Raw genomic sequence first — 18,935 nt, forward strand, 5'->3', positions numbered from 1 at the left:
CCCCGCCTCAGCATGGGGGGATGACCGGTCACCGCGTGCTCTCGCTGTACGAAGGCCTCTTCTCGGGTGGCGCCCGCGTGCTCCACACGAACGTCGTGACGTCGCTCCACCAGGACGGTTCGCACGAGCATGCCGTGCTGTCGATCGCGTCGCGCGCCCGGCGCGAGGGCGCCGTGCAGCACATCGCCGACGACCCGCGGTACCGGTGGCTGCGCGACGCCGGTGTCGACGTCACCGACCTGGGGCGCGAGGCCGGCGCCCTGCCGCCCGAACCCGAGAGCTTCACCGATGCGGAGCTCGAGGTCGCCGCCGCGGCCGTCCGGCGCGCCGACGTGATCCTCACCCTCAAGGAGCAGCCGCTCGGCCTCCTCCTCGCCCTCGAAGCCCGCGGCCTCCTTCCCGACGTGCCGATCGCCGCGTGCCTGCACCGGTCGGACCCGACGCACTCGGGCGCCGCGGCGCGCTGGATGGGGGAGCTGGCGGCATCCGGTCGGCTCACCACGACCATCTCGTGCGCGGAATCCACGAGCGACGCCTACGCGCGCTACACGCCGCCGTCCGTCGAGCGCGTCGTGATCCCGAACGGGATCGATCTGACGCGGTACCGTCCCAAGCCGTACGAGCGGATGCCGCTGCGCGCCCACCTCGGGATCGCCCCGACCGCGCCGGTCGTCCTGTTCGCGGCGCGTTTCGACGCGATGAAGGACCCCGGGCTGTTCCTGCGGGCGGTCGCCGCGCACGCGGCGCGCGACACCCGCACGCAGTACGTCCTGTGCGGCGCCGGCATGACGGTCGACGACCCCGCGCTCACCGCTGCGATCGCCGAGGCGGGTGCTCCCGTCGAGCGGATCCATCGTCTCGGCATCCGCGACGACATGCCGCGCCTGTACCGCGGGGCCGACATCGTGGCCCTCACGAGCGCGTTCGGCGAGGCGTCGCCGCTCTGCCTCATCGAGGGAGCGGCGAGCGGGGCGACCCCGGTGACGACGGCGGTCGGCGACGCCGCGCAGGTCGTCGCGGGCATCGGACTCGTCACGCCGCACGACCCCGACGCGATCGCCGCCGCCTGGGCGAAGGTCATCGCCCGCCGGCCGGACTACCGCGCCGCGGCCCTCGCCGCCCGCCCTCGAGTGGGCGCGGATCGCATGCTGGACGCCTACCGCGGGGTCATCGACGGACTGGCCGAACGTCGCGAGGCGGCTGCCTGACCCGACGCCGTCACACATCGTCGGCGGGGTGTCAACCGGCATCCGCTCGGTCGGCGCCCCGGGAAGACTCGGGTCATGCCCCCTCACGACGACGCCGCTCCCGGTCAGGATCTGCGCAGCTACGCGCCGATCGGTGACGGCCGCACGGTCGCGCTCATCGGGCTGCGCGGTCAGATCGATTGGATGCCGCTGCCCGGCATCGACGACCTGCCGATCTTCGGGCGACTGCTCGACGACGACGCCGGCGGGTGCATCGAGCTCGAACCGGTGGAGGAGTACGACGTCCGCCGCCGCTACCTGCCGCGGACCAACGTCCTCGTGACGACCTTCCGTACCGCGTCGGGGACGGCGACCGTGACCGACGCGCTCGTGACGGGTGTGGCGGGGCGCCTGCCGTGGGCGGAGCTCGCCCGCCGCGTCGACGGGGTGGAGGGCGAGGTGGCGTTCCGCTGGCGGGTGCAGCCGGGCACGTCGCTGAAGACCGCCGCACCCTGGCACGACCGGGCGAACGGCCGCAGCATCCTGCGCTCGGGACTCACGACGATCGGCGTGACGGGGCGCGACCACGGGCCGGAACCCGCGGCATCCGCCGACGGCATCGCGACGGGACTCGCCGGCGGCTTCACGGCCACGAAGGGCAGCCGGCACCTGCTCATCGTCGTCGGCACGCACGACGAGCCGATCCACTTCCCGGACCCCGACAACGTCGACCGCGGCATCGACCGCACCATCGAGGCCTGGCGCGCCTGGTCGCGCGAGTTCTCGTACGACGGTCCGTGGGCGACCGACGTGCAGCGGAGCGCCCTCATGCTCAAGCTCCTCATCCACAGTCCGACCGGTGCGATCGCGGCCGCCGCGACGACGTCGCTCCCCGAGAACCTCGCCGGGGGCAAGAACTGGGATTACCGCCTCGCCTGGGTGCGCGACCTCGCGTACACGCTCGACGCCCTCGTCGGGTTCGGACTGCGCGAAGAGACGCACGCCGCCATCTCGTGGCTGCTGCGGACGATCCGCCGGCACGGGCCGGAGCTGCACGTCATGTACACCCTCGACGGCGAGCTCGACGGCCACGTCACCGAGTACGACGTGCCCGGGTGGCGCGGGATCGGCCCGGTTGTGACCGGAAACCCCGCCCGCGAGCAGGTGCAGCTGGGCGTCTACGGCGACCTGTTCGCGATCTGCCGGGCCTACGTCGAGGCGGGGAACGCCCTCGACGTCGAGACCGGACGCATGCTGTCGATGTACGCCGACAAGGTGTGCGATTCGTGGCGGAACCCCGACTCGGGCATGTGGGAGCTGCCCGAGGAGCGGCACTACGTCTCGTCGAAGATGGGGTGCTGGCAGGCGCTCAACGACGCAGTGCGGCTCGCCGAGCTCGAGCAGATCCCGGGCAGCAGCGAGCGGTGGGCGGCCGAGGCGGAGCTCGTGCGCGACTGGGTCGACGAGCACGGCTGGTCGGAGTCCCGCGGCGCGTACGTCATGGCCCAGGGCAGCCGCGACCTCGACGCCTCCGTCCTGCTGCATTCGCTGAGCGGCTTCGACCGCGGTGAGCGGATGTCGCGCACGATCGACGCGCTCTCGGGAGAGCTCGGCGAGGGGCCGCACCTCTTCCGCTACACGGGCATGCGCGAGGAGGAGGCGACCTTCGTCGCGTGCGGCTTCTGGCGCGCCGCCGCGCTCGTGTGCGTCGGCCGTCACGACGAAGGCATCGCCGCGATGAACGAGCTCGTCGCCTCGGGCAACGACGTCGGCATGTTCGCCGAGATGATCGACCCCGACGACGGCGCGTTCCTCGGCAACCTGCCGCAGGCGCTCAGCCACCTGGCGCTCATCCGCGCAGCCCTGACGATCCGCGAGCTGGTCGGCGACGACGCCGACGGCCGCTGACGACCCCCTGACCACCACCAAGAAGAAGGAGAGCACGATGGCACGCGACCAGTACACGTTCACGAACCCGGTGGAGCTCTACTCCGAGATCGAACCCCGCAAGGGCCACCAGGAGGAGCCCGGCCTCGACGCCGACCTCGCCCCGAAGGCCGACCTCGGCGAGGACACCTACCGCGGCACCGGTCGGCTGACGGGGCGCAAGGCCCTCATCACCGGCGGCGACTCGGGCATCGGCGCGGCGACGGCGATCGCGTTCGCGCGCGAGGGCGCCGACGTCGCTCTGTCGTACCTGCCCGAAGAGGAGGAGGACGCGCAGCGGATCGCCGGCATCCTCCGCGAGGCCGGGGCCACCGTCCTGACCCTGCCGGGCGACCTCAAGGACAAGGAGTACTGCGTCGGCCTCGTCGCGCAGACGGTCGAGGGCCTCGGCGGTCTCGACATCCTCGTCAACAACGGCGGCAAGCAGATCTACAGCGAGGACATCACGGAGCTTCCCGACGAGCAGTTCGACCACACGTTCACGACGAACGTCGACGCGATGTTCTGGATCACGAAGGCAGCGGTGCCCCACCTCCCCGCGGGATCGACGATCATCAACACGACGTCGATCCAGGCGTACTCGCCGTCCGAGACGCTCGTCGACTACGCCTCGACGAAGGCGACGATCAACGCGTTCACGAAGGCGCTCGCCCAGCAGCTCGCGCCCAAGGGCATCCGCGTCAACGCGGTCGCTCCGGGACCGATCTGGACGCCGCTGCAGGTCACGGACGGCCAGCCGCCCGAGAAGCTCGAGCAGTTCGGCGAGGACACCCCGCTCGGACGCATGGGACAGCCCGCCGAGCTCGCCCCGGCGTACGTGTTCCTGGCGTCGCCGGAGTCGAGCTACGTGCTCGGCGAGACCCTCAACGTCAACGGCGGGATGCCGACGCCCTGACGATCGCATGACGAAGGCCCCGCCGCATCGAGCGCGCGGGGCCTTTGTCATGCCGCGTCAGGCGTCGACGAGCTCCTTCTCCGCCGTCGCGGCCCGCTTCCGGGGCGGCGGGGGTGCCGTTCTACCTCGTGTTCACGGAGGGGTACGCGGCGACGGCGGGTGACCGGTGGGTGCGTCCGGATCTGGCGGATGAGGCGATCCGGCTGGCACGCGTGGTGTCGGGGCTGCTGCCGCGGGAGCCCGAGGCGCTGGCGTTGCTGGCGCTGATGGAGTTCCAGCGGTCGCGGTTCGCGGCGCGCGAGACCGCGTCGGGTGGTGCGGTGCTGATCGCGAGGGCGGTGGACGAGTTGCGGCGGCGGCGGATGCCGTGGCTGCGGCGCGCGGGCTCGGGCGGGGCCCGTACGCGCTGCAGGCGGGGACCGCGCAGTGCCATGCGGTGGCGCCGAGTGTGGCGGAGACCGATTGGGGCCGGATCGTGCTGCTGTACGAGATCCTCGGTCGGGTCGCGCCGAGTCCGGTGGTGGAGCTGAACTGGGCCGCGGCGGTGTCGATGGCGGTGGGTCCGGCGGAGGCGCTGCCGATCGTCGATGAGGTGGAGCGCGCCGGGGCGCTGCGCGGGTCGCATGTCGTTCCGAGCGTGCGGGGGAGTTGCTGGCGCAGTTGGGGCGGGTGTCGGAGGCGCGGGCCGAGTTGCTGGCGGCAGCGGAACTCACGGCGAACACGGTGCAGCAGGCGGTGCTGCGCGAGAAGGCGGCGTGGCTCGGCGCGGAGTAGGTCGGCCCGGTCGGGGGCGTGGCACTCGCCTGACGCTCGCACGCGCACGGTGTCTTGGCGCGCCCGATAGTCACATCAGAAAGGTGCGGGTTCCGCTGGTGCGGGTGGTGGTGATGGTGGTGCGGCAGGGGTGAAGGCGACGGCCGGGGTCGGTGCGTCTTCTCTGTAGATCCTGCCGAGGGGTGAAGTCCATTCCAGGACACCACCCTTCAGTTGTCGCACCCTCCAGGCGGTGAACTGTTTCATCGAATGGTGCCGCTGGCACAGGTGCGCGAGGTTGGTGAGTTCGGTTCGTCCGCCGAGCGCATAGTCGCGGGTGTGATCCACTTCGCAGCGGATCGCCGCGACGCGGCATCCGGGGAACCGGCAGTGCTGGTCCCGGGCTTGCAGAAACCGGCGCATCCCGGACGGGACGCGGTACGAGTCGGTCGCGACCGTGACCCCGGTGGTCGGGTCGTGGAACAGGCGCTCCCAGATCTGCGCACCGCCGGCGAGGGTGCGGGCGGTCGCGGGATCGATGGCGGAGCGGCCCGCGAGGTCGCTCGGTCCGTCGTCCTCGCCCGTGAGCGTCGCGGCGGGGATGAGCACTTGTACGCGTGCGCGGATCGCGCCGAGGGGTCCCGCGGTGGTGTCTCGGGTGTCGTCGAGGGCGGGTGTTCCGGCGAGGAGCAGGTCGGCGAGCACGTCCGCGCGGACCTGGTCGATGGAGCGCTGGTCGGTGGCGATGATCGCGGCGGCGTCGTCGTCGCGATCGCCGTCAGTGTCGCCGTCGCTGGCGGCTTCCCCGAACGCGACACCCGCACAGCCGCGCGCAGCGGCACGTTCGTCGCGGGTGTCGATGACTGCTCGCGCTTGCTGCGTGAGCCGGTCGTGGATACCCTCGGCGATCACCGTCGGGACGGTTGCGACGACGTCGGACATCCCGTCTCGCCCCGGCACGATCCGGACGCATCGCGTCGCGGCGGCTTCCTCGTGCCGTTCCGCGAACGAGCGCGGGTGCATCCGGTGGGCGAGGATCTCGAGCTCGCCTCGCACCCGGTTCGGGGTATCGCGTTCGCACCGGCCGATCGCGACCTGCTCGAACTCGGCCCACATCTCCGGCGGGAGGCTCGTCCCGGTCTCGACGATCGCGATCGCGTGGCCCCGAACGATGCGGCCTTGCTCCCATGCCTCGACCGTCGCGGGAAACCCTTCGACGAGGGTTCGTGCTTCACCGATGCGCCGTTGGACGGTCCGGTCGGTCACGCGCATGACTCCGCCGACCTCGGCCGCGATCGACCGCAACGCCATGTCGTGCACCTGGACCCGCGCGTTGCGCTGCGCGGTCTGCGCTTCGGCCAACCGCCCTGCTGCGGCCAGTGCGCGCAGTTCCTCGATCTGCGCCGCAGCGATCCGTCGAGCTGCGGAATCGACGTCCGCAACGACGCCCGCCAGGGTCGCGAGATAGTCCTCGCCACCGGGGGTTTCCGCCGCATCCGTCATACCTGCACTCTGCCACTGGCCACCGACATCCACCCCGGCAAAACCGGCCCAAAACACACGGTATGCACCTCCCGAAAATGAGAGTCCTCTCATTCTTCGCGAGAGCGGGAGAAGCGACTCGGTCCGCCCCCGACGGCAAGCGCGACTCAAGGTAAAGGCGCCGGAATCGGAGGGAGTCGCCGGATTCGGATGCACCACCCCACGCGATCCGAATCCGACGCACATCTCCGAATCCGCGCGACCTAACCGCCCGCCGCGCACCGCGCCCCCGCGCCTGCCGCCCCGCCGCGCACCTCGCCCCCGCCGCCCCCGCGCGCACCGCCCACGCCCCTCACCTAACCGCCCCCGCGCACACACGCAACCCCGCCGCCGATCCCACCGCTCCCACCTACCGTTGCCCCAAACGAACGGAGCGGAGCGAAGCGATGAGGACCTACGACTATCTGATCGTCGGCGGCGGAATGGTGGCGGATGCGGCGGCGCGCGGCATCCGGGAACTGGATCCGGACGGGACGATCGGGATCCTCAGCGCGGACATCGATCCGCCGTACACGCGGCCGGCCCTGTCGAAGAAGCTCTGGACCGACCCGGACTTCACGTGGGACCAGGTTGCGCTCGGCACCGAGGAGGCGACCGGCGCCGAGCTGCGGCTCGAGACGCTCGTCACGTCCATCGATCGGGAAGCGAAGACGGTCTCGATCGGTGAGGGGCACGAGCTGGGCTACCGCCGCCTGCTGCTCGCGACCGGCTCGAAGCCCCGCGAGATCCCGGCGCCGGAGGACGACCGCGTGCTGTTCTTCCGCTCGGCGGACGACTATCGACGGTTGCGCGAACTCGCGGCGCAGGGCGGTCGCGCCGTTGTGGTCGGCGGCGGCTACATCGGCGCGGAGATCGCGGCCGCGCTCGTGCAGAACGGCGTCGAGACCGAGCTGGTGTTCCCGTCCGAGGTCCTCGGCGACGGCACGTTCCCGCCCGAGCTCGCCCGGCGTTACGAGCAGCTGTTCCGTGACGGAGGGGTCGAGCTCCGCCCGAACGCGCGCGTCGAAGAGGTCCGGACGGAGGGCAACCGCCTGCACGTCGTGCTCGAGGGCGGCGACGAACGACCGGCGGACATCGTCGTGCTCGGCCTCGGCGTCGACCCCGTGACCGACCTCGCCGAGCAGGCAGGCCTCATCGTCGATGAGGGCGTCGTCGTCGACGAGCACCTCGTCACGAGCGACGACGCGATCTGGGCTGCGGGCGACATCGCGTCGTACCCCGACCCGATCCTCGGGCGCACGCGCGTCGAACACGTCGACAACGCGAACGAGATGGGTTCCGCGGTCGGCCGCTCCATGGCGGGGGAGCGCCTGCCGTACACGCACACGCCGTACTTCTACTCCGCCGTCTTCGGCGTCCGATGGGAGGCGGTCGGCACGCTCGATCCCGAGAAGGACCCGCTCGTCGTCGACCTCGACGAGGAGCGCACGGTCGTCTACTACCGCGACGAATCCGGAGCTCCCGTCGGCGTGCTGCTCTGGAACGTCGAGGACGCGCGCGACCTCGCGCGCGCGGTGCTCGTCGACGGTGAGACGGATGCCGAGGCCCTCCGCACCCGCATCGGCTGACATCAGCGCCTGGGTGCGCGTCGACCGCCGCTGTGCCAGGGTGAGCGCATGGCCCGTCGAATCCCGATCGCCGCACTCACGTGTGTTCTTGTCGCGGGCGGCCTCTCCGCCTGCGCGGGCGAGGCGCCTGTGACGCTCGGCGGCGGGTACGAAGTCTGTGTCCAGTCGGACGCGGCGATGGTCACCTTCGGCGATGTGGTGCGGACGTCGAACGGGGCTGCCGTCCTCATGGACTCGATCGACCTGATCGACCCCGAAGGTCTCGAACTCCGCGAGAGCTACCTGGTTCCGATCGAGGGCACGACGAGTCTGGGCAGCCATGCCTACCCGCCGGACCCGGAGGTCTGGAACCGACGCATCGACGTCCGCGGCACGGTGGTCGATCCGGGAACCGACGTCACGGCGCTGTTCGCCGTGGCGCCCGTCGGTGGCGGCGAGGTGCACCGGTCAGCGGGGTACACCGCACGGTACTGGCTCGACGGACGGCTGATCGAAGCGACCAGCACGGCCCGTTTCGTCGTCGCCTCCGACTGCTCCGCGCCCGCCGACGAGGAGTAGGGGGTCCCAGGCCTCACGCTATCGGTGCTTGACCTCGCCCCAGGGGCATGGCCGAGGCTGAGCACGTGACAGAACACGAGGAGTGGATGACCGCCGGCCGGTTCGCGGCGGAGACCCTGCTGTCGGCGAAGGCATTGCGCATCTACGCCGACCGGGGACTGCTGGCGCCGCGTCGGGTCGACGAGGCGAGCGGCTACCGCTACTACTCGGCCGATCAGGTGCCGACCGGATGGCTGATCGCGCTGCTGCGCTCGGCCGACCTGTCGCTCGAGCAGATCGCCGCGATCCTCGACCGCGCCGAGGCCGACCCCGCGGGCGCGGTCGCCCTGCTCGACGCCGCGGTCGCCTCGATGCACCGCCGCGTGCAGGCAAACGACGTCGTGCTCGCCCGAGCTCGGCTCCATCTCACGAAGGAGACCCCCATGTCCGCTGTCGAGACCACGATCGAGGCCGACCTGCCCGTGCTCAGCGTCATGCGCCGGATGGCGCCGCACGAGATGGACGAGATCATCCACACCGAGACGACCCGCCTCCGGCAGGTCGCCGCACGCGCCGGGCTCACTCCGACGGGCGACCCGTTCGGGGTCTTCCACGCCCCCGTCACCGACGACTCCGACGGCCCGCTCGAGATCGTGCTGCCCGTCGACGGCCTCACCGACGAGACCGACGGCGTCCGCAGCTATCGGATGACGGGCGGCCGGCTCGCGCTCCGCCACGCCGAGGGTCGCGAGACCGACTTCCCCGAGATCCTCGCGCTCTACGACGAGGTGCACGCATGGATCACGGATGCCGGGGGCACGCCGGTCGGCCCGCCCCGGGAGATCTGGCACAACTCACCCCGCGACGACGAGCCCCTGCGGCTGACCGTCGCCTGGCCGTTCGCGGACGGAGGCCGCTGACCGCCGCCAAGAGCTCGATGGCCCTCAGAGCCGCCGCACCATCGCGACGACCCGGTGCGTCGCGACGAACCCGACCCCCTCGTAAAGCCGGTTGGCTCCGGTGGGGGAGTCGGTGTCGACATCGAGCACGGCACGCTCCAACCCTTCGGCCGTGATCGCCTCGAGGGCGGCCGCGATGACGAGCGGTGCGAGCCCCTGCTTTCGGTGCGAGCGGACGACGCCGATCAGGTCGATGTAGGCGTGGGATGCCCCGAGCGCCGCGAAGTCCTCCTCGTTAACCGAGGCGAGGCAGAACGCGACGATCTGCCCGTCATCGGTGACGGCCATGCGGGACAGGTCGGGGCGGAAGTAGTCGCCGCCGACGAACTGCTGCCAGCGCTCCTCGTTCGACGGCAAGCTTCCCCAATGGTCTCGGAAGGCGTCGTTGCGCGCGGCGAGCGCGTCGGCATCCCGTGCCCGGTCGTACGGCACGAGAGAGATGCCCTCCGGCACCGGGAGGCCGGCGACGGGCTGGGCGAGGTCGCGCTCCATCGTCGAGAACCAGCGCTCGGCCGTATACCCCCGCGCCGCGAGGATCGTGGCGTGGTCGGTGTTGGGCTCTTCGACGTACGCCTTGAGCCGACCCTCCGACCCGCCGCCCTCGAGCGACTGCGCCGCCCGCGCGACCTGCTGCTGCGCCCGCGCGTCGAGCCAGCGCAGCAGTGCGGTTCCGATGCCGCGGCGCCGCCACTGCGGGTGGACCGCGCCGCTCAGGTCGACCGACAGCATCCCTCCGGCCCGCGACGGGTGCAGTGCGCTGACGCCGGTCGCGACGATCTCGCCGTCGGCGGTGACGGCGACCAGGGTGTCCCGCGCGGGGTCGATGTGCGTCGACTCGAACGCCTCGGCGACGTCCTGCCGCGGAGTCGTCCACGTGGGGTGGTCGACCGCGTCGGCCGCGCTGACGACCGCGTGGATCGCGTCGATGTCGGCGGATGCCGCTGCGCGCCACACGGCGATCGCCGGGTGCGAGGGGAGCTGGGGCCCGGGTGTCTTCTCGAGACGATCGGCGAGGTGCGCGGGGGTCACCGGGCCGACACTACTCGACGCGGCCCACGCCCCGACGCGTCCCGCCGGCGTGCGCGAGCCCCTGCGGCATCCGCCCCGCCTCCGCAAGAGCGAGCTTTCGCTCACACGACCAGCCAGAGTGAGACGCATCAGCTCGCCTCGCGTGCCGCTCCTCGGTTCATCCGATCGCGTGTTCGCTCCGAACACCTGTTGAAGGGATGACATGAGCACTCACACCAGCGGTACGCGGTTCACTCTGTGGGCCGCCCTCTCGGGGATCGTCGCGGGCGCGGTGTTCCTCGCCATCGCGGAACTCGCAGCCCTCCTGTTCTCGAGCACGGCCAGCCCGATCCTCGCCGTGGGATCGTTCGTCGTCGACATCGTGCCGCGGCCGCTCAAGGAGTTCGCGATCACGACGTTCGGCGAGTACGACAAGATCGCGCTCCTCGCCGGGCTCGGCCTCGCGGTCGCGATCGCGTCGGCGATCGCCGGCATCCTCGAGTACGTGCGACCGCCCGTCGGCGTGATCGCGCTCTTCGTCGCGGGGATCCTGTCGGGTGCGGCGATCGTCACCCGCGCCGACGCCACGCCGCTGGCGTTCCTCCCGCCCACGCTCGGCACGCTCGGCTCCGCCGCGGTCCTGTTCCTGCTCGGACGGTGGCTGCGCGGCTGGCGCGACGACACCCACACCGGTGAGGCACAGGGCCTCGATCGCCGGCGGTTCCTGCTGACGACCGTCATCGCCGGGGCATCCGCTGTCGTCGTGGGCGTCACGGCCCGCGCGGTGAGCGCCGCCACCACTTCGGCCGACGCGATCCGTCGAGCGCTCAAGCTGCCCGCCCCGAGAAGCACCGTGACGATCCCCGCGGGTGCCGAGCTCGACGTCAAGGGCATCAGCCCGCTCATCACCCCGAACGCCGACTTCTACCGTGTCGACACGGCGCTCACCGTGCCGACGGTCGACCCCTCGACGTGGCGGCTCGTCATCGACGGCATAGTCGACCGGCGCGTCGAGCTCAGCTTCCAGGACCTGCTCGACATGGGCCTCGACGAGTACGCGATCACGCTCACGTGCGTCTCGAACGAGGTCGGCGGCGGGCTCGTCGGCAACGCCATCTGGCAGGGTGTGCCGCTGCGCGAGGTGCTCAAGATGGCGGGGCCGAAGGCGGATGCCGACATGATCCTCTCCCGCAGCGTCGACGGCTACACGGCCAGCACCCCGCTGTCGGCCGGGACCGATGAGAACATCGACGCGATCCTCGCCGTGGCGATGAACGGCGAGCCGCTGCCGCCCGAGCACGGCTTCCCCGTCCGCATGGTGATCCCCGGTCTGTACGGGTACGTCTCGGCCACGAAGTGGGTCACCGAACTGAAGATCACGACCTTCGCCGCGGACGAGGCGTACTGGACCCCGCGCGGATACTCCGCCGAGGCGCCCATCAAGTTCTCGTCTCGGCTCGACACCCCGAAGAGCGGCACGCCCGTCGCGGCCGGAAAGGTGCCCCTCGCGGGCGTCGCGTGGGCGCAGACGGTGGGCATCGAGGGCGTCGAAGTCAGCATCGACGACGGCGACTGGCAGCCGGCGAAGCTCTCGACCCCCATCAACGAGGACACCTGGGTGCAGTGGGTGCTCGAGTGGGACGCCACGCCCGGCCCCCACTACGTCGCGGTGCGTGCGATCAACAAGAACGGCGAGACCCAGATCGAGGAGCGTGTACCGATCGCGCCCGACGGATCGACCGGCTGGCAGCGCTCGCTCATCACGGTCTCGTGATCGTGCGCGGGCGACCGCCTAGGGTGAGCACGTGACTCTGCGCGCCTACGTCATCACGGTGTCCGACCGCTCGGCATCCGGCGAACGCGAGGACCGCGGCGGGCCGCTCGCGGTCGCGCTTCTCGGCGAGGCCGGCATTCCGTGCGTCGGCGGCGAGATCGTCCCCGACGGAGCGGATGCCGTGGAGCAGGCGCTCCGCCGTGCGCTCGCGACCCCGGCCCGGCTCATCGTCACGACCGGCGGCACCGGAGTGGGTCCGCGCGACCGCACTCCCGAGGGCACGGAGCGCGTGGTGACGCGGGTCATCCCGGGCGTCGCGGAGGAGCTCCGCCGCGTCGGCCTCGCCGACACCCCGATGTCGCTGCTCTCCCGCGGCGTCGCGGGCGTCGTCGAGCCCGAGGGGGCGCTGATCGTCAACCTGCCGGGCTCGACCCGAGCGGTGACCTCCGGCATCCCGGTGATCGTGTCGGTCGCCCGGCACGTGGTCGATCAAGCGAAGGGCGGGGACCACTCGTGAACACGGTGCGGATCGCGCGGCTCGAAGAGGCCGCGCTCGACATCGAGGCGCACCTGCGCGCCGTCGAGGACCCTCGGTACGGCGCGGTGACGACGTTCATCGGGCGGGTGCGCGACAACGACCCGGATGCCGCGACCACGGTCGTCGGGCTCGAGTACAGCGCCCACCCCGACGCCGAGACGACGCTGCACCGCATCGCCGCCGAGGCGGGGGATGCCGCGGACGCCGTCGTCGCCGTCAGTCACCGCGTCGGCAGCCTCGCCGTCGGCGACGCGGCAGTGGTCATCGCGGTCGCGTCGGCGCACCGCGCCGAGGCGTTCGAGGTCTGCCGCGCCATCATCGAGACGATCAAGACCGACCTGCCGGTGTGGAAGCGTCAGGTCGAGGAAGACGGTACGACCGCCTGGAAGGGCATCGGCGGCTGACCCGCGCTCACCCGCCCGCCCTTATCCGCCGGCGAACGGCGGCAGCACGTCGATGAGGCGTGCGTCGGCGAGCGGGGCGTCGCCGTCGGTCCGCACGCCGTCGACCAGCACGGCGCAGTCGGGCAGCACGAACCACAGCTTCGGGTGCTCGTCGAGCACGGCGGTGCGGAGTTCGTCGAGGGTCGCCTCGGTCCGCTCCTCGCTCTCGGTCCCGGCGGCCTCGGCGGCTGCCGCGAAGTAGCGCACGAGGGTCATGCCCGCTCCTCCTCGCCGGGGCGCACCCAGTCGCCCGAGCGGCCGCCGGACTTCGCGACGATGCGGACGTTCTCGATGACGACCGCGCGGTCGAGTCCCTTGATCATGTCGACGACGGCGAGCGCGGCGACCGACACCGAGGTGATGGCCTCCATCTCGACGCCGGTGCGGTCGGCGGTACCCACGGTGGCCTCGATCTCGACGCCCTCGTCGGTGATCTCGAGCTCGACCGACGCCCGGTGCACCCCGATGACGTGCGCCAGGGGCAGCAGCGTGGCGGTGGACTTCGCCGCCTGGATGCCGGCGATCCGGGCCACGGCGAGCACGTCGCCCTTCGGCGCGGTGCCGTCGCGGAGGGCGGCGACGACCTCGGCGCTGCAGCGCACGAACCCGCGCGCGGTCGCGGTGCGGACCGTCGGGCTCTTCGCGGTGACGTCGACCATGTGCGCGCGGCCGGCGGAGTCGAGGTGGGGGAACGTCATCCGACCAGCATGACATCTACCTCGTCACCCGCGGCGACGCTCGCGACCTCGGCGGGGACGATCGCGAAAGCGGATGCCCGGGCGAGCCCGCCGGCCAGGTGCGAGCCCGAGCCGCCCGCCGTCGCGGGGCGCACCGTGCGGGCGGCGAGGTCGACGACCGCGGGCAGGTACTGGCGCCGACCGGGCGGTGTCGTCCACGACTCCGCGGCGGTGAGAGTGATCCGCGGGCGCTGGATGACCGAGCGCCCCTGCAGCGCGAGGAGGGCGGGACGCACGAACACCTCGAACGACACGGCGACGCTGACCGGGTTGCCGGGAAGGCCGAACACGAGGCATCCGTCACCCACTGTGCCGAACGCCTGCGGCTTGCCCGGCTGCATCGACACCCGGGTGAACTCGACCTCCCCGTGGCCGTCGAAGGCGGCGCGGACCGGCTCGTAGGCCCCGGCGCTCACGCCGCCGGTGAAGACGATGACGTCGGCCCCGGCCGCGCGGGCGTCGGCCGTCACCTGCGCGACCGCCGCACCGTCGTCCGACACGCGCGCGGTGAGCACGAGCTCGGCATCCGCGTCGACGACGAGCTGTGCGAGGAGCGGTCCGTTCGAGTCGGGGATGAGGCCACGCCGCACGGGCTCACCGGGGGCGAGCAGCTCGCTGCCGGTCGAGACGACGGCGACGCGAGGTGCCCGGGCGACGGTGACCTCGTCGATTCCCGCCGCGACGGCCGCGGCCACCTGGAACGGTCCCAAACGCTCGCCTGCGTCGACGACCACGTCGCCCGCGCGCAGGTCGGCGCCGCGGCGGCGGATGAACGCGCCCGGCGTCGGCGCCTCGAGCACCTCGACGGTTCCGAGCGAGTCGGCGAGTCCACCCGCCGTGCTCTCGAACGGCACGACGGCGTCGGCGGCGGTGGGTGTCGGCGACCCGGTCATGATGCGCGCCGCCTCGCCCGCAGCGAGCGGGGGATCGCTGGCGACTCCCGCCGGCAGGTCCGCGACGACACGGAGAGAGACGGGATGCCCCGGCCCCGCCGCGACGACGTCGGCGGCGCGCACGGCGAACCCGTCCATCGCGGAGTTGTCGAACAGGGGGATGTCGTGCGCGGCGACGGCGGGTGCCGTAAGCGTGCGGCCCGCGGCGTCACCGACGGGGAGCGTCTCGCCGGCGATCGGGCGCACCGCGGCGAGGACGCGGGCGAGCTGTTCCTCGACCGTGCGGAGGCCGCTCATGCGCGCGCCGCCGACCGCAGCGGCAGTTCGTGCTGCCGGCTCGAGAGGGCGTCGAGCACGAGCATGCGGCCGAGCAGCGGCTGCCCGACGCCGATCGCGAGCTTGACGACCTCGGTGGCGAGGATGCCGCCGACCTGCACGCACAGCGCGCCGAGCACGCCGACCTGGGCGCACGTCGGCGGATCGCCCTCGGTGCCGACGGCGAAGAGGTCGTTCAAAACGACGGGGTCGCCCTCGATCGGCCGCGACCAGAACACCGTGATCTGCGCGTGCCATTCGCGGACGGCGCCCCAGACGAGTGGCACGCTGAGCGCCTTGGTCGCCGCGGCGACGGCGCGACGGGTGGCGAACGAGTCGCTCGTGTCGATGACGATGTCGGCGCCCGCGAAGAACTCCTGCGCGTTCGTCTCGTCGAGTCGGGCGGTCACGGGGGTGACGACGGTGACGGGGGAGAGGGCGGCGACTGCGCGCACCGTGCTGACGGTTTTGTGCACCCCGATGTCCTCGATGCGGTGCGCGATCTGGCGCTGCAGGTTGTGCAGCTCGACCGTGTCGTCGTCGATGACGGTTATCGCGCCGATGCCCGCGGCGGCGAGGGCGAGGATCGCCGGCGAGCCGATGCCGCCCGCGCCGACGACGGCGACGCGGGTGTTCGCGAGCCGCCGCTGACCTTCGTCGCCGATGCCCTTCAGCACCGTGTGGCGCGCGGTGCGCCGGCGCTCGTCGGGATCCAACTCGGGCACGGGATCGACCAACGGGCGCATGTCCCGAGTGTACGTGTGTCGGTGATGGCAGGGCCGCCGCGGAATCGGATGCCGACGGGCCAACGGGTCCGCAGATGCGGCATCGCCGGCCCCCAATCAGCCGCGTGTGCGGCATGATCGAACCATGACGACCTACCGTGTGGCCCGGGCCGCTCGTCTGCTGGGTGTGAGCGACGACTCGGTGCGGCGCTGGATCGACCAGGGCCTGCTCCCCGTGACCGATGCCGTGCCCGCCGAGATCCCCGGCGAAGCCCTCGCGGCGTTCGCGGTGACCATGGCGAACGACCCCGGTGACGGCTTCGAGCATCGCTCCAGCGCGCGCAACAGCTTCGTCGGGATCGTCACGCGGGTGCAGGTCGACGGGGTCATGGCACAGGTCGACATCCAGGCCGGTCCTCACCGGGTGGTGTCGCTGCTGTCGGCCGAGGCGGTGCGCGAGCTGCAGCTCGAGGTCGGGACGACAGCGCGCGCATCGGTGAAGGCGACGAACGTCGTCGTCGAGCTGGCGGGGGACTGACGTGCGCCGCCCGGCCGTCGCGCTCGCTGCGCTCGTGCTCGCGCTGACCGGCTGCGCCGCCTCGACTCCGCCGGCGTCGGACGACGACGTGAACGGCACCCTGACCGTCTACGCCGCGGCATCCCTGCAGGCGTCGTTCGACGAGGTCGCCGACGCGTTCACGGCGCAGCATCCGGACGTGCGGATCAGTCCCGTGTACGACGGGTCGTCGACGCTCGCCACGCAGATCGCCGAGGGCGCGCCCGCGGATGTCTTCGCGTCGGCCGATGCGTCGACGATGGCGAAGGTGTCGGAGTTCGCACCCGACTCCGCGGTCTTCGCGACGAACACGCTCGTGATCGTCGTCCCGGCGGGCAACCCGGAACGCGTCGCGTCGCTGGCCGATCTGTCCGGCGTGATGACGGTGCTCTGCGCCCCCGAGGTGCCGTGCGGCGCGGCATCCGCTCGGCTTCTCGAGGGCGCGGATGTCACGGTCGACGCCGCGAGCCTCGAGCAGAACGTGACCGCGGTGCTCACGAAGGTGGCGGCGGGTGAGGCCGATGCGGGCCTCGTCTACGCGACCGACGTGGTCGGGCGCGACGACGTCGAGGCGGTCGTCCCACAGGGCAGCGGCGACGTCGTGAACCGGTACGAGATCGCTGCCCTGACGGATGCCGCGAACCCCGCCGCCGCCGAGGCGTTCGTCGCGTTCGTGCTGTCGGATGCCGGGCAGCGGATCCTCGCGGACCGCGGGTTCGGGGCCCCGTGAGCGCGGGGCGCGGCTACGTCCCGCGCACGCTGTCGGTACCGGCGCTGGTCGGGTTGTCGTTCCTGATCCTGCCGCTGGTCGCGCTCATCGCCCGGGTGCAGTGGTCGACGTTCGTCGCCGACGTGACGTCGCCTGCTGCGCTGTCTGCGCTGGGTCTTTCGCTCGGTACGGGTGCGGCGGCCACCGCGATCTGCGTCGTGATCGGTGTGCCGCTGGCGCTGCTGATCGCGCGGTCGGGTCCGCGGCTGGCGGCGGTGCTGCGGGCGGCGGTGACGGTGCCGCTCGTGCTGCCGCCGATGGTCGGGGGCATCGCGCTGCTGTACCTGTTCGGCCGGCAGGGCTGGCTCGGCGGGTGGGGGCTGTCGTTCACGACGCCCGCCGTCGTGGTCGCGCAGACGTTCGTGGCGCTGCCGTTCCTGGTGCTCGCCGTCGAGGGCGCCGTGCGCTCGACCGGGATGGAGTTCGAGCGGACCGCGGCGGCGTTGGGCGCCGGGCGCTGGACGATCCTGCGGCGCATCACGCTGCCGCTCGCCGCCCCCGGGATCGTCGCCGGTGTCGTGCTGTGCTTCGCCCGCGCGATCGGCGAGTTCGGCGCGACCGCCCTGTTCGCCGGCAACCGGCCCGGCGTCACGCAGACGATGCCGCTCGCGATCTACACGGCGTTCAACGGTGCCGGGGTGACGCAGGGCACGGCCGTCGCGCTCGCGCTGCTGCTGCTGGCCGCGGCGGTGCTGGTGCTGATGCTGGTGCGCGGCTGGCGACCGGGAGCGGTGCGATGAGCGGGCTGCGGGCGCGCGTCGTGGTGGAGCGTCCGCGCTTTCGCGTGGACGTCGAGATCGACGCGGATGCGGGTGAGACGGTCGCGGTCATGGGTCCGAGCGGCGCGGGCAAGTCGACGCTGCTCGAGGCGCTCGCCGGTCTCGTGCCGCTCGACGGCGGCGAGATCGCGGTGGCCGGTCGCACGGTCGAGCGGGCGGCCGTTCCGCGGGTGCGCACGCCGCCGATGCAGCGCGGCGTGGTGCTGCTCGGGCAGGATCCGCGGCTGTTCCCGCACCTCAGCGCGCGCGAGAACGTCGCGTTCGGTCCGCGCGCGAAGGGCATGCCGGCCGTCCAGGCGCGCGCCGAGGCCGACGCCTGGCTCGAGCGGGTGGGTCTCGGTGGGACGGGTGCGCGGATGCCGCACGAGTTGTCGGGAGGCGAGCAGCAGCGTGTCGCGATCGCGCGGGCGCTGTCGGCGTCGCCGCGGGTGGTGCTGCTCGACGAGCCGCTGGTCGCGCTGGATCCCGTGACGGCGTCGGCGATCCGCGGGATGCTGCGCGAGCAGCTCGCCGGCACGACGACCGTCGCGGTCACGCACGACGCCGGTGACGCGGTCGCCCTCGCCGAGCGGCTGTTCGTGATCGAGGCGGGAAGCGTGGTGCAGAGCGGCGGGGTGCGCGAGGTGCTGCGGGCCCCGGCATCCGCTTTCGTCGCGTCGATCGCGGACATGAATCGGATGCCGGGGGTCGCCGCGCGCGGCGTGTGGCGGGGTGCGGCGGGGCAGGTGCTGACAAGCACGGATGCCGCGTCGACCGCGCTCGCCGCCGGGGACGGTGTCGGGCTCGCCGCTGTGTTCCGCCCGGGCGACGTGCGGATCGTGGGCGCTGCGGGCGACAACGCCTGGTCGGCGACGGTGGCGGGGGTGGAGCCGACGCTGTCGGGAGCGCGAGTGCGGACGACGGAGGGCGTGGTCGACGTGTCGGAGACGGCGGTCGCGGTCGGTGACGCGGTGTGGCTGCAGGTCGACCCGGCGCGGGTGCGGTTCGTGGGGATGTCGTCCGCACACTGA

The 18,935-nt window shown here is 72.4% G+C and carries 20 protein-coding genes; 14 read left to right on the forward strand and 6 right to left on the reverse strand.

The window, feature by feature from the left end; all coding sequences use genetic code 11:
- The first annotated feature begins 20 nt into the window (after positions 1–20).
- The 4 genes from Q9S36_RS13100 to Q9S36_RS13115 all read left to right on the forward strand — a co-directional run bounded on the left by Q9S36_RS13100 (position 21) and on the right by Q9S36_RS13115 (position 4,559).
- Positions 21–1,208, forward strand: coding sequence for a glycosyltransferase (locus Q9S36_RS13100; protein ID WP_311285499.1), 1,188 nt, complete (start codon positions 21–23; stop codon positions 1,206–1,208).
- A gap of 75 nt (positions 1,209–1,283) precedes the next feature.
- Positions 1,284–3,095, forward strand: a complete 1,812-nt coding sequence (locus tag Q9S36_RS13105) for a glycoside hydrolase family 15 protein (RefSeq protein WP_311285500.1) — start codon at positions 1,284–1,286, stop codon at positions 3,093–3,095.
- 37 nt (positions 3,096–3,132) lie between these two features.
- Positions 3,133–4,029: an SDR family oxidoreductase gene (locus Q9S36_RS13110; RefSeq protein WP_311285501.1), complete on the forward strand. Its 897-nt coding sequence runs from the start codon at positions 3,133–3,135 to the stop codon at positions 4,027–4,029.
- A gap of 170 nt (positions 4,030–4,199) precedes the next feature.
- Positions 4,200–4,559: a DUF6596 domain-containing protein gene (locus tag Q9S36_RS13115; RefSeq protein WP_311285577.1), complete on the forward strand. Its 360-nt coding sequence runs from the start codon at positions 4,200–4,202 to the stop codon at positions 4,557–4,559.
- A gap of 319 nt (positions 4,560–4,878) precedes the next feature.
- Here the strand turns inward: Q9S36_RS13115 and Q9S36_RS13120 are convergent, their stop codons facing one another.
- On the reverse strand, positions 4,879–6,285 hold the full coding sequence (locus tag Q9S36_RS13120; RefSeq protein ID WP_311285578.1) for a DUF222 domain-containing protein: 1,407 nt from the start codon (positions 6,283–6,285) through the stop codon (positions 4,879–4,881).
- A 425-nt stretch (positions 6,286–6,710) separates the two neighbouring features.
- Between Q9S36_RS13120 and Q9S36_RS13125 the strand changes: the two genes are divergently transcribed.
- The 3 genes from Q9S36_RS13125 to Q9S36_RS13135 all read left to right on the forward strand — a co-directional run bounded on the left by Q9S36_RS13125 (position 6,711) and on the right by Q9S36_RS13135 (position 9,349).
- Positions 6,711–7,892, forward strand: coding sequence for an FAD/NAD(P)-binding oxidoreductase (locus Q9S36_RS13125; RefSeq protein WP_311285502.1), 1,182 nt, complete (start codon positions 6,711–6,713; stop codon positions 7,890–7,892).
- Positions 7,893–7,940: 48 nt separating this feature from the next.
- Positions 7,941–8,450, forward strand: a complete 510-nt coding sequence (locus Q9S36_RS13130; protein WP_311285503.1) for a hypothetical protein — start codon at positions 7,941–7,943, stop codon at positions 8,448–8,450.
- 65 nt (positions 8,451–8,515) lie between these two features.
- The gene (locus Q9S36_RS13135; protein ID WP_311285504.1) at positions 8,516–9,349 is read left to right on the forward strand and encodes a MerR family transcriptional regulator; all 834 of its coding nucleotides are present in this window, start codon (positions 8,516–8,518) and stop codon (positions 9,347–9,349) included.
- 24 nt (positions 9,350–9,373) lie between these two features.
- Here the strand turns inward: Q9S36_RS13135 and Q9S36_RS13140 are convergent, their stop codons facing one another.
- Positions 9,374–10,417, reverse strand: coding sequence for a GNAT family N-acetyltransferase (locus Q9S36_RS13140; RefSeq protein WP_311285505.1), 1,044 nt, complete (start codon positions 10,415–10,417; stop codon positions 9,374–9,376).
- Positions 10,418–10,619: 202 nt separating this feature from the next.
- Here Q9S36_RS13140 and Q9S36_RS13145 point away from each other — a divergent pair, with 202 nt between their 5' ends.
- From Q9S36_RS13145 to Q9S36_RS13155, 3 genes are read left to right on the forward strand one after another with little or no spacing between them, the layout of a single operon-like run.
- Positions 10,620–12,170 carry a molybdopterin-dependent oxidoreductase gene (locus Q9S36_RS13145; protein ID WP_311285506.1) on the forward strand — a complete coding sequence of 517 codons (1,551 nt, stop codon included), beginning with the start codon at positions 10,620–10,622 and terminating at the stop codon, positions 12,168–12,170.
- Positions 12,171–12,201: 31 nt separating this feature from the next.
- Positions 12,202–12,687, forward strand: coding sequence for a MogA/MoaB family molybdenum cofactor biosynthesis protein (locus Q9S36_RS13150; protein ID WP_311285507.1), 486 nt, complete (start codon positions 12,202–12,204; stop codon positions 12,685–12,687).
- Positions 12,684–13,112 (forward strand): molybdenum cofactor biosynthesis protein MoaE, encoded by a 429-nt coding sequence (locus Q9S36_RS13155; protein ID WP_311285508.1) that lies wholly within the window; start codon positions 12,684–12,686, stop codon positions 13,110–13,112. Before Q9S36_RS13150 ends, Q9S36_RS13155 begins: the two co-directional genes overlap by 4 nt.
- Before the next feature lie 21 nt (positions 13,113–13,133).
- Here the strand turns inward: Q9S36_RS13155 and Q9S36_RS13160 are convergent, their stop codons facing one another.
- The 4 genes from Q9S36_RS13160 to Q9S36_RS13175 are packed head-to-tail and all read right to left on the reverse strand — an operon-like array spanning position 13,134 to position 15,842.
- Positions 13,134–13,367 carry a MoaD/ThiS family protein gene (locus tag Q9S36_RS13160; RefSeq protein ID WP_311285509.1) on the reverse strand — a complete coding sequence of 78 codons (234 nt, stop codon included), beginning with the start codon at positions 13,365–13,367 and terminating at the stop codon, positions 13,134–13,136.
- Positions 13,364–13,849: a cyclic pyranopterin monophosphate synthase MoaC gene (gene moaC / locus Q9S36_RS13165; protein WP_311285510.1), complete on the reverse strand. Its 486-nt coding sequence runs from the start codon at positions 13,847–13,849 to the stop codon at positions 13,364–13,366. Before moaC ends, Q9S36_RS13160 begins: the two co-directional genes overlap by 4 nt.
- Positions 13,846–15,078: a gephyrin-like molybdotransferase Glp gene (glp, locus tag Q9S36_RS13170; RefSeq protein WP_311285511.1), complete on the reverse strand. Its 1,233-nt coding sequence runs from the start codon at positions 15,076–15,078 to the stop codon at positions 13,846–13,848. The genes moaC and glp overlap by 4 nt, the downstream gene beginning before the upstream one ends.
- Positions 15,075–15,842 carry a HesA/MoeB/ThiF family protein gene (locus tag Q9S36_RS13175; RefSeq protein ID WP_311285512.1) on the reverse strand — a complete coding sequence of 256 codons (768 nt, stop codon included), beginning with the start codon at positions 15,840–15,842 and terminating at the stop codon, positions 15,075–15,077. The genes glp and Q9S36_RS13175 overlap by 4 nt, the downstream gene beginning before the upstream one ends.
- A 124-nt stretch (positions 15,843–15,966) precedes the next feature.
- Between Q9S36_RS13175 and Q9S36_RS13180 the strand changes: the two genes are divergently transcribed.
- From Q9S36_RS13180 to Q9S36_RS13195, 4 genes are read left to right on the forward strand one after another with little or no spacing between them, the layout of a single operon-like run.
- Positions 15,967–16,359, forward strand: a complete 393-nt coding sequence (locus Q9S36_RS13180) for a molybdopterin-binding protein (protein WP_217530963.1) — start codon at positions 15,967–15,969, stop codon at positions 16,357–16,359.
- 1 nt (position 16,360) lies between these two features.
- A complete protein-coding gene (modA, locus tag Q9S36_RS13185) occupies positions 16,361–17,107 on the forward strand; it encodes a molybdate ABC transporter substrate-binding protein (RefSeq protein WP_311285513.1) in 747 nt (248 codons plus the stop codon).
- Positions 17,104–17,886 carry a molybdate ABC transporter permease subunit gene (gene modB / locus Q9S36_RS13190; RefSeq protein ID WP_311285514.1) on the forward strand — a complete coding sequence of 261 codons (783 nt, stop codon included), beginning with the start codon at positions 17,104–17,106 and terminating at the stop codon, positions 17,884–17,886. The genes modA and modB overlap by 4 nt, the downstream gene beginning before the upstream one ends.
- Positions 17,883–18,935 (forward strand): ABC transporter ATP-binding protein, encoded by a 1,053-nt coding sequence (locus tag Q9S36_RS13195; protein ID WP_311285515.1) that lies wholly within the window; start codon positions 17,883–17,885, stop codon positions 18,933–18,935. Before modB ends, Q9S36_RS13195 begins: the two co-directional genes overlap by 4 nt.

The sequence above is a fragment of the Microbacterium sp. ARD31 genome (genome assembly GCF_031844425.1).

Coding starts and splice junctions, on each gene's coding strand:
- Q9S36_RS13100 (WP_311285499.1), top strand. CDS start 21: ATGACCGGTCACCGCGTGCTCTCGCTGTACGAAGGCCTCTTCTCGGGT.
- Q9S36_RS13105 (WP_311285500.1), top strand. CDS start 1,284: ATGCCCCCTCACGACGACGCCGCTCCCGGTCAGGATCTGCGCAGCTAC.
- Q9S36_RS13110 (WP_311285501.1), top strand. CDS start 3,133: ATGGCACGCGACCAGTACACGTTCACGAACCCGGTGGAGCTCTACTCC.
- Q9S36_RS13120 (WP_311285578.1), bottom strand. CDS start 6,285: ATGACGGATGCGGCGGAAACCCCCGGTGGCGAGGACTATCTCGCGACC.
- Q9S36_RS13125 (WP_311285502.1), top strand. CDS start 6,711: ATGAGGACCTACGACTATCTGATCGTCGGCGGCGGAATGGTGGCGGAT.
- Q9S36_RS13130 (WP_311285503.1), top strand. CDS start 7,941: ATGGCCCGTCGAATCCCGATCGCCGCACTCACGTGTGTTCTTGTCGCG.
- Q9S36_RS13145 (WP_311285506.1), top strand. CDS start 10,620: ATGAGCACTCACACCAGCGGTACGCGGTTCACTCTGTGGGCCGCCCTC.
- Q9S36_RS13160 (WP_311285509.1), bottom strand. CDS start 13,367: ATGACCCTCGTGCGCTACTTCGCGGCAGCCGCCGAGGCCGCCGGGACC.
- moaC (WP_311285510.1), bottom strand. CDS start 13,849: ATGACGTTCCCCCACCTCGACTCCGCCGGCCGCGCGCACATGGTCGAC.
- glp (WP_311285511.1), bottom strand. CDS start 15,078: ATGAGCGGCCTCCGCACGGTCGAGGAACAGCTCGCCCGCGTCCTCGCC.
- Q9S36_RS13175 (WP_311285512.1), bottom strand. CDS start 15,842: ATGCGCCCGTTGGTCGATCCCGTGCCCGAGTTGGATCCCGACGAGCGC.
- Q9S36_RS13180 (WP_217530963.1), top strand. CDS start 15,967: ATGACGACCTACCGTGTGGCCCGGGCCGCTCGTCTGCTGGGTGTGAGC.
- Q9S36_RS13195 (WP_311285515.1), top strand. CDS start 17,883: ATGAGCGGGCTGCGGGCGCGCGTCGTGGTGGAGCGTCCGCGCTTTCGC.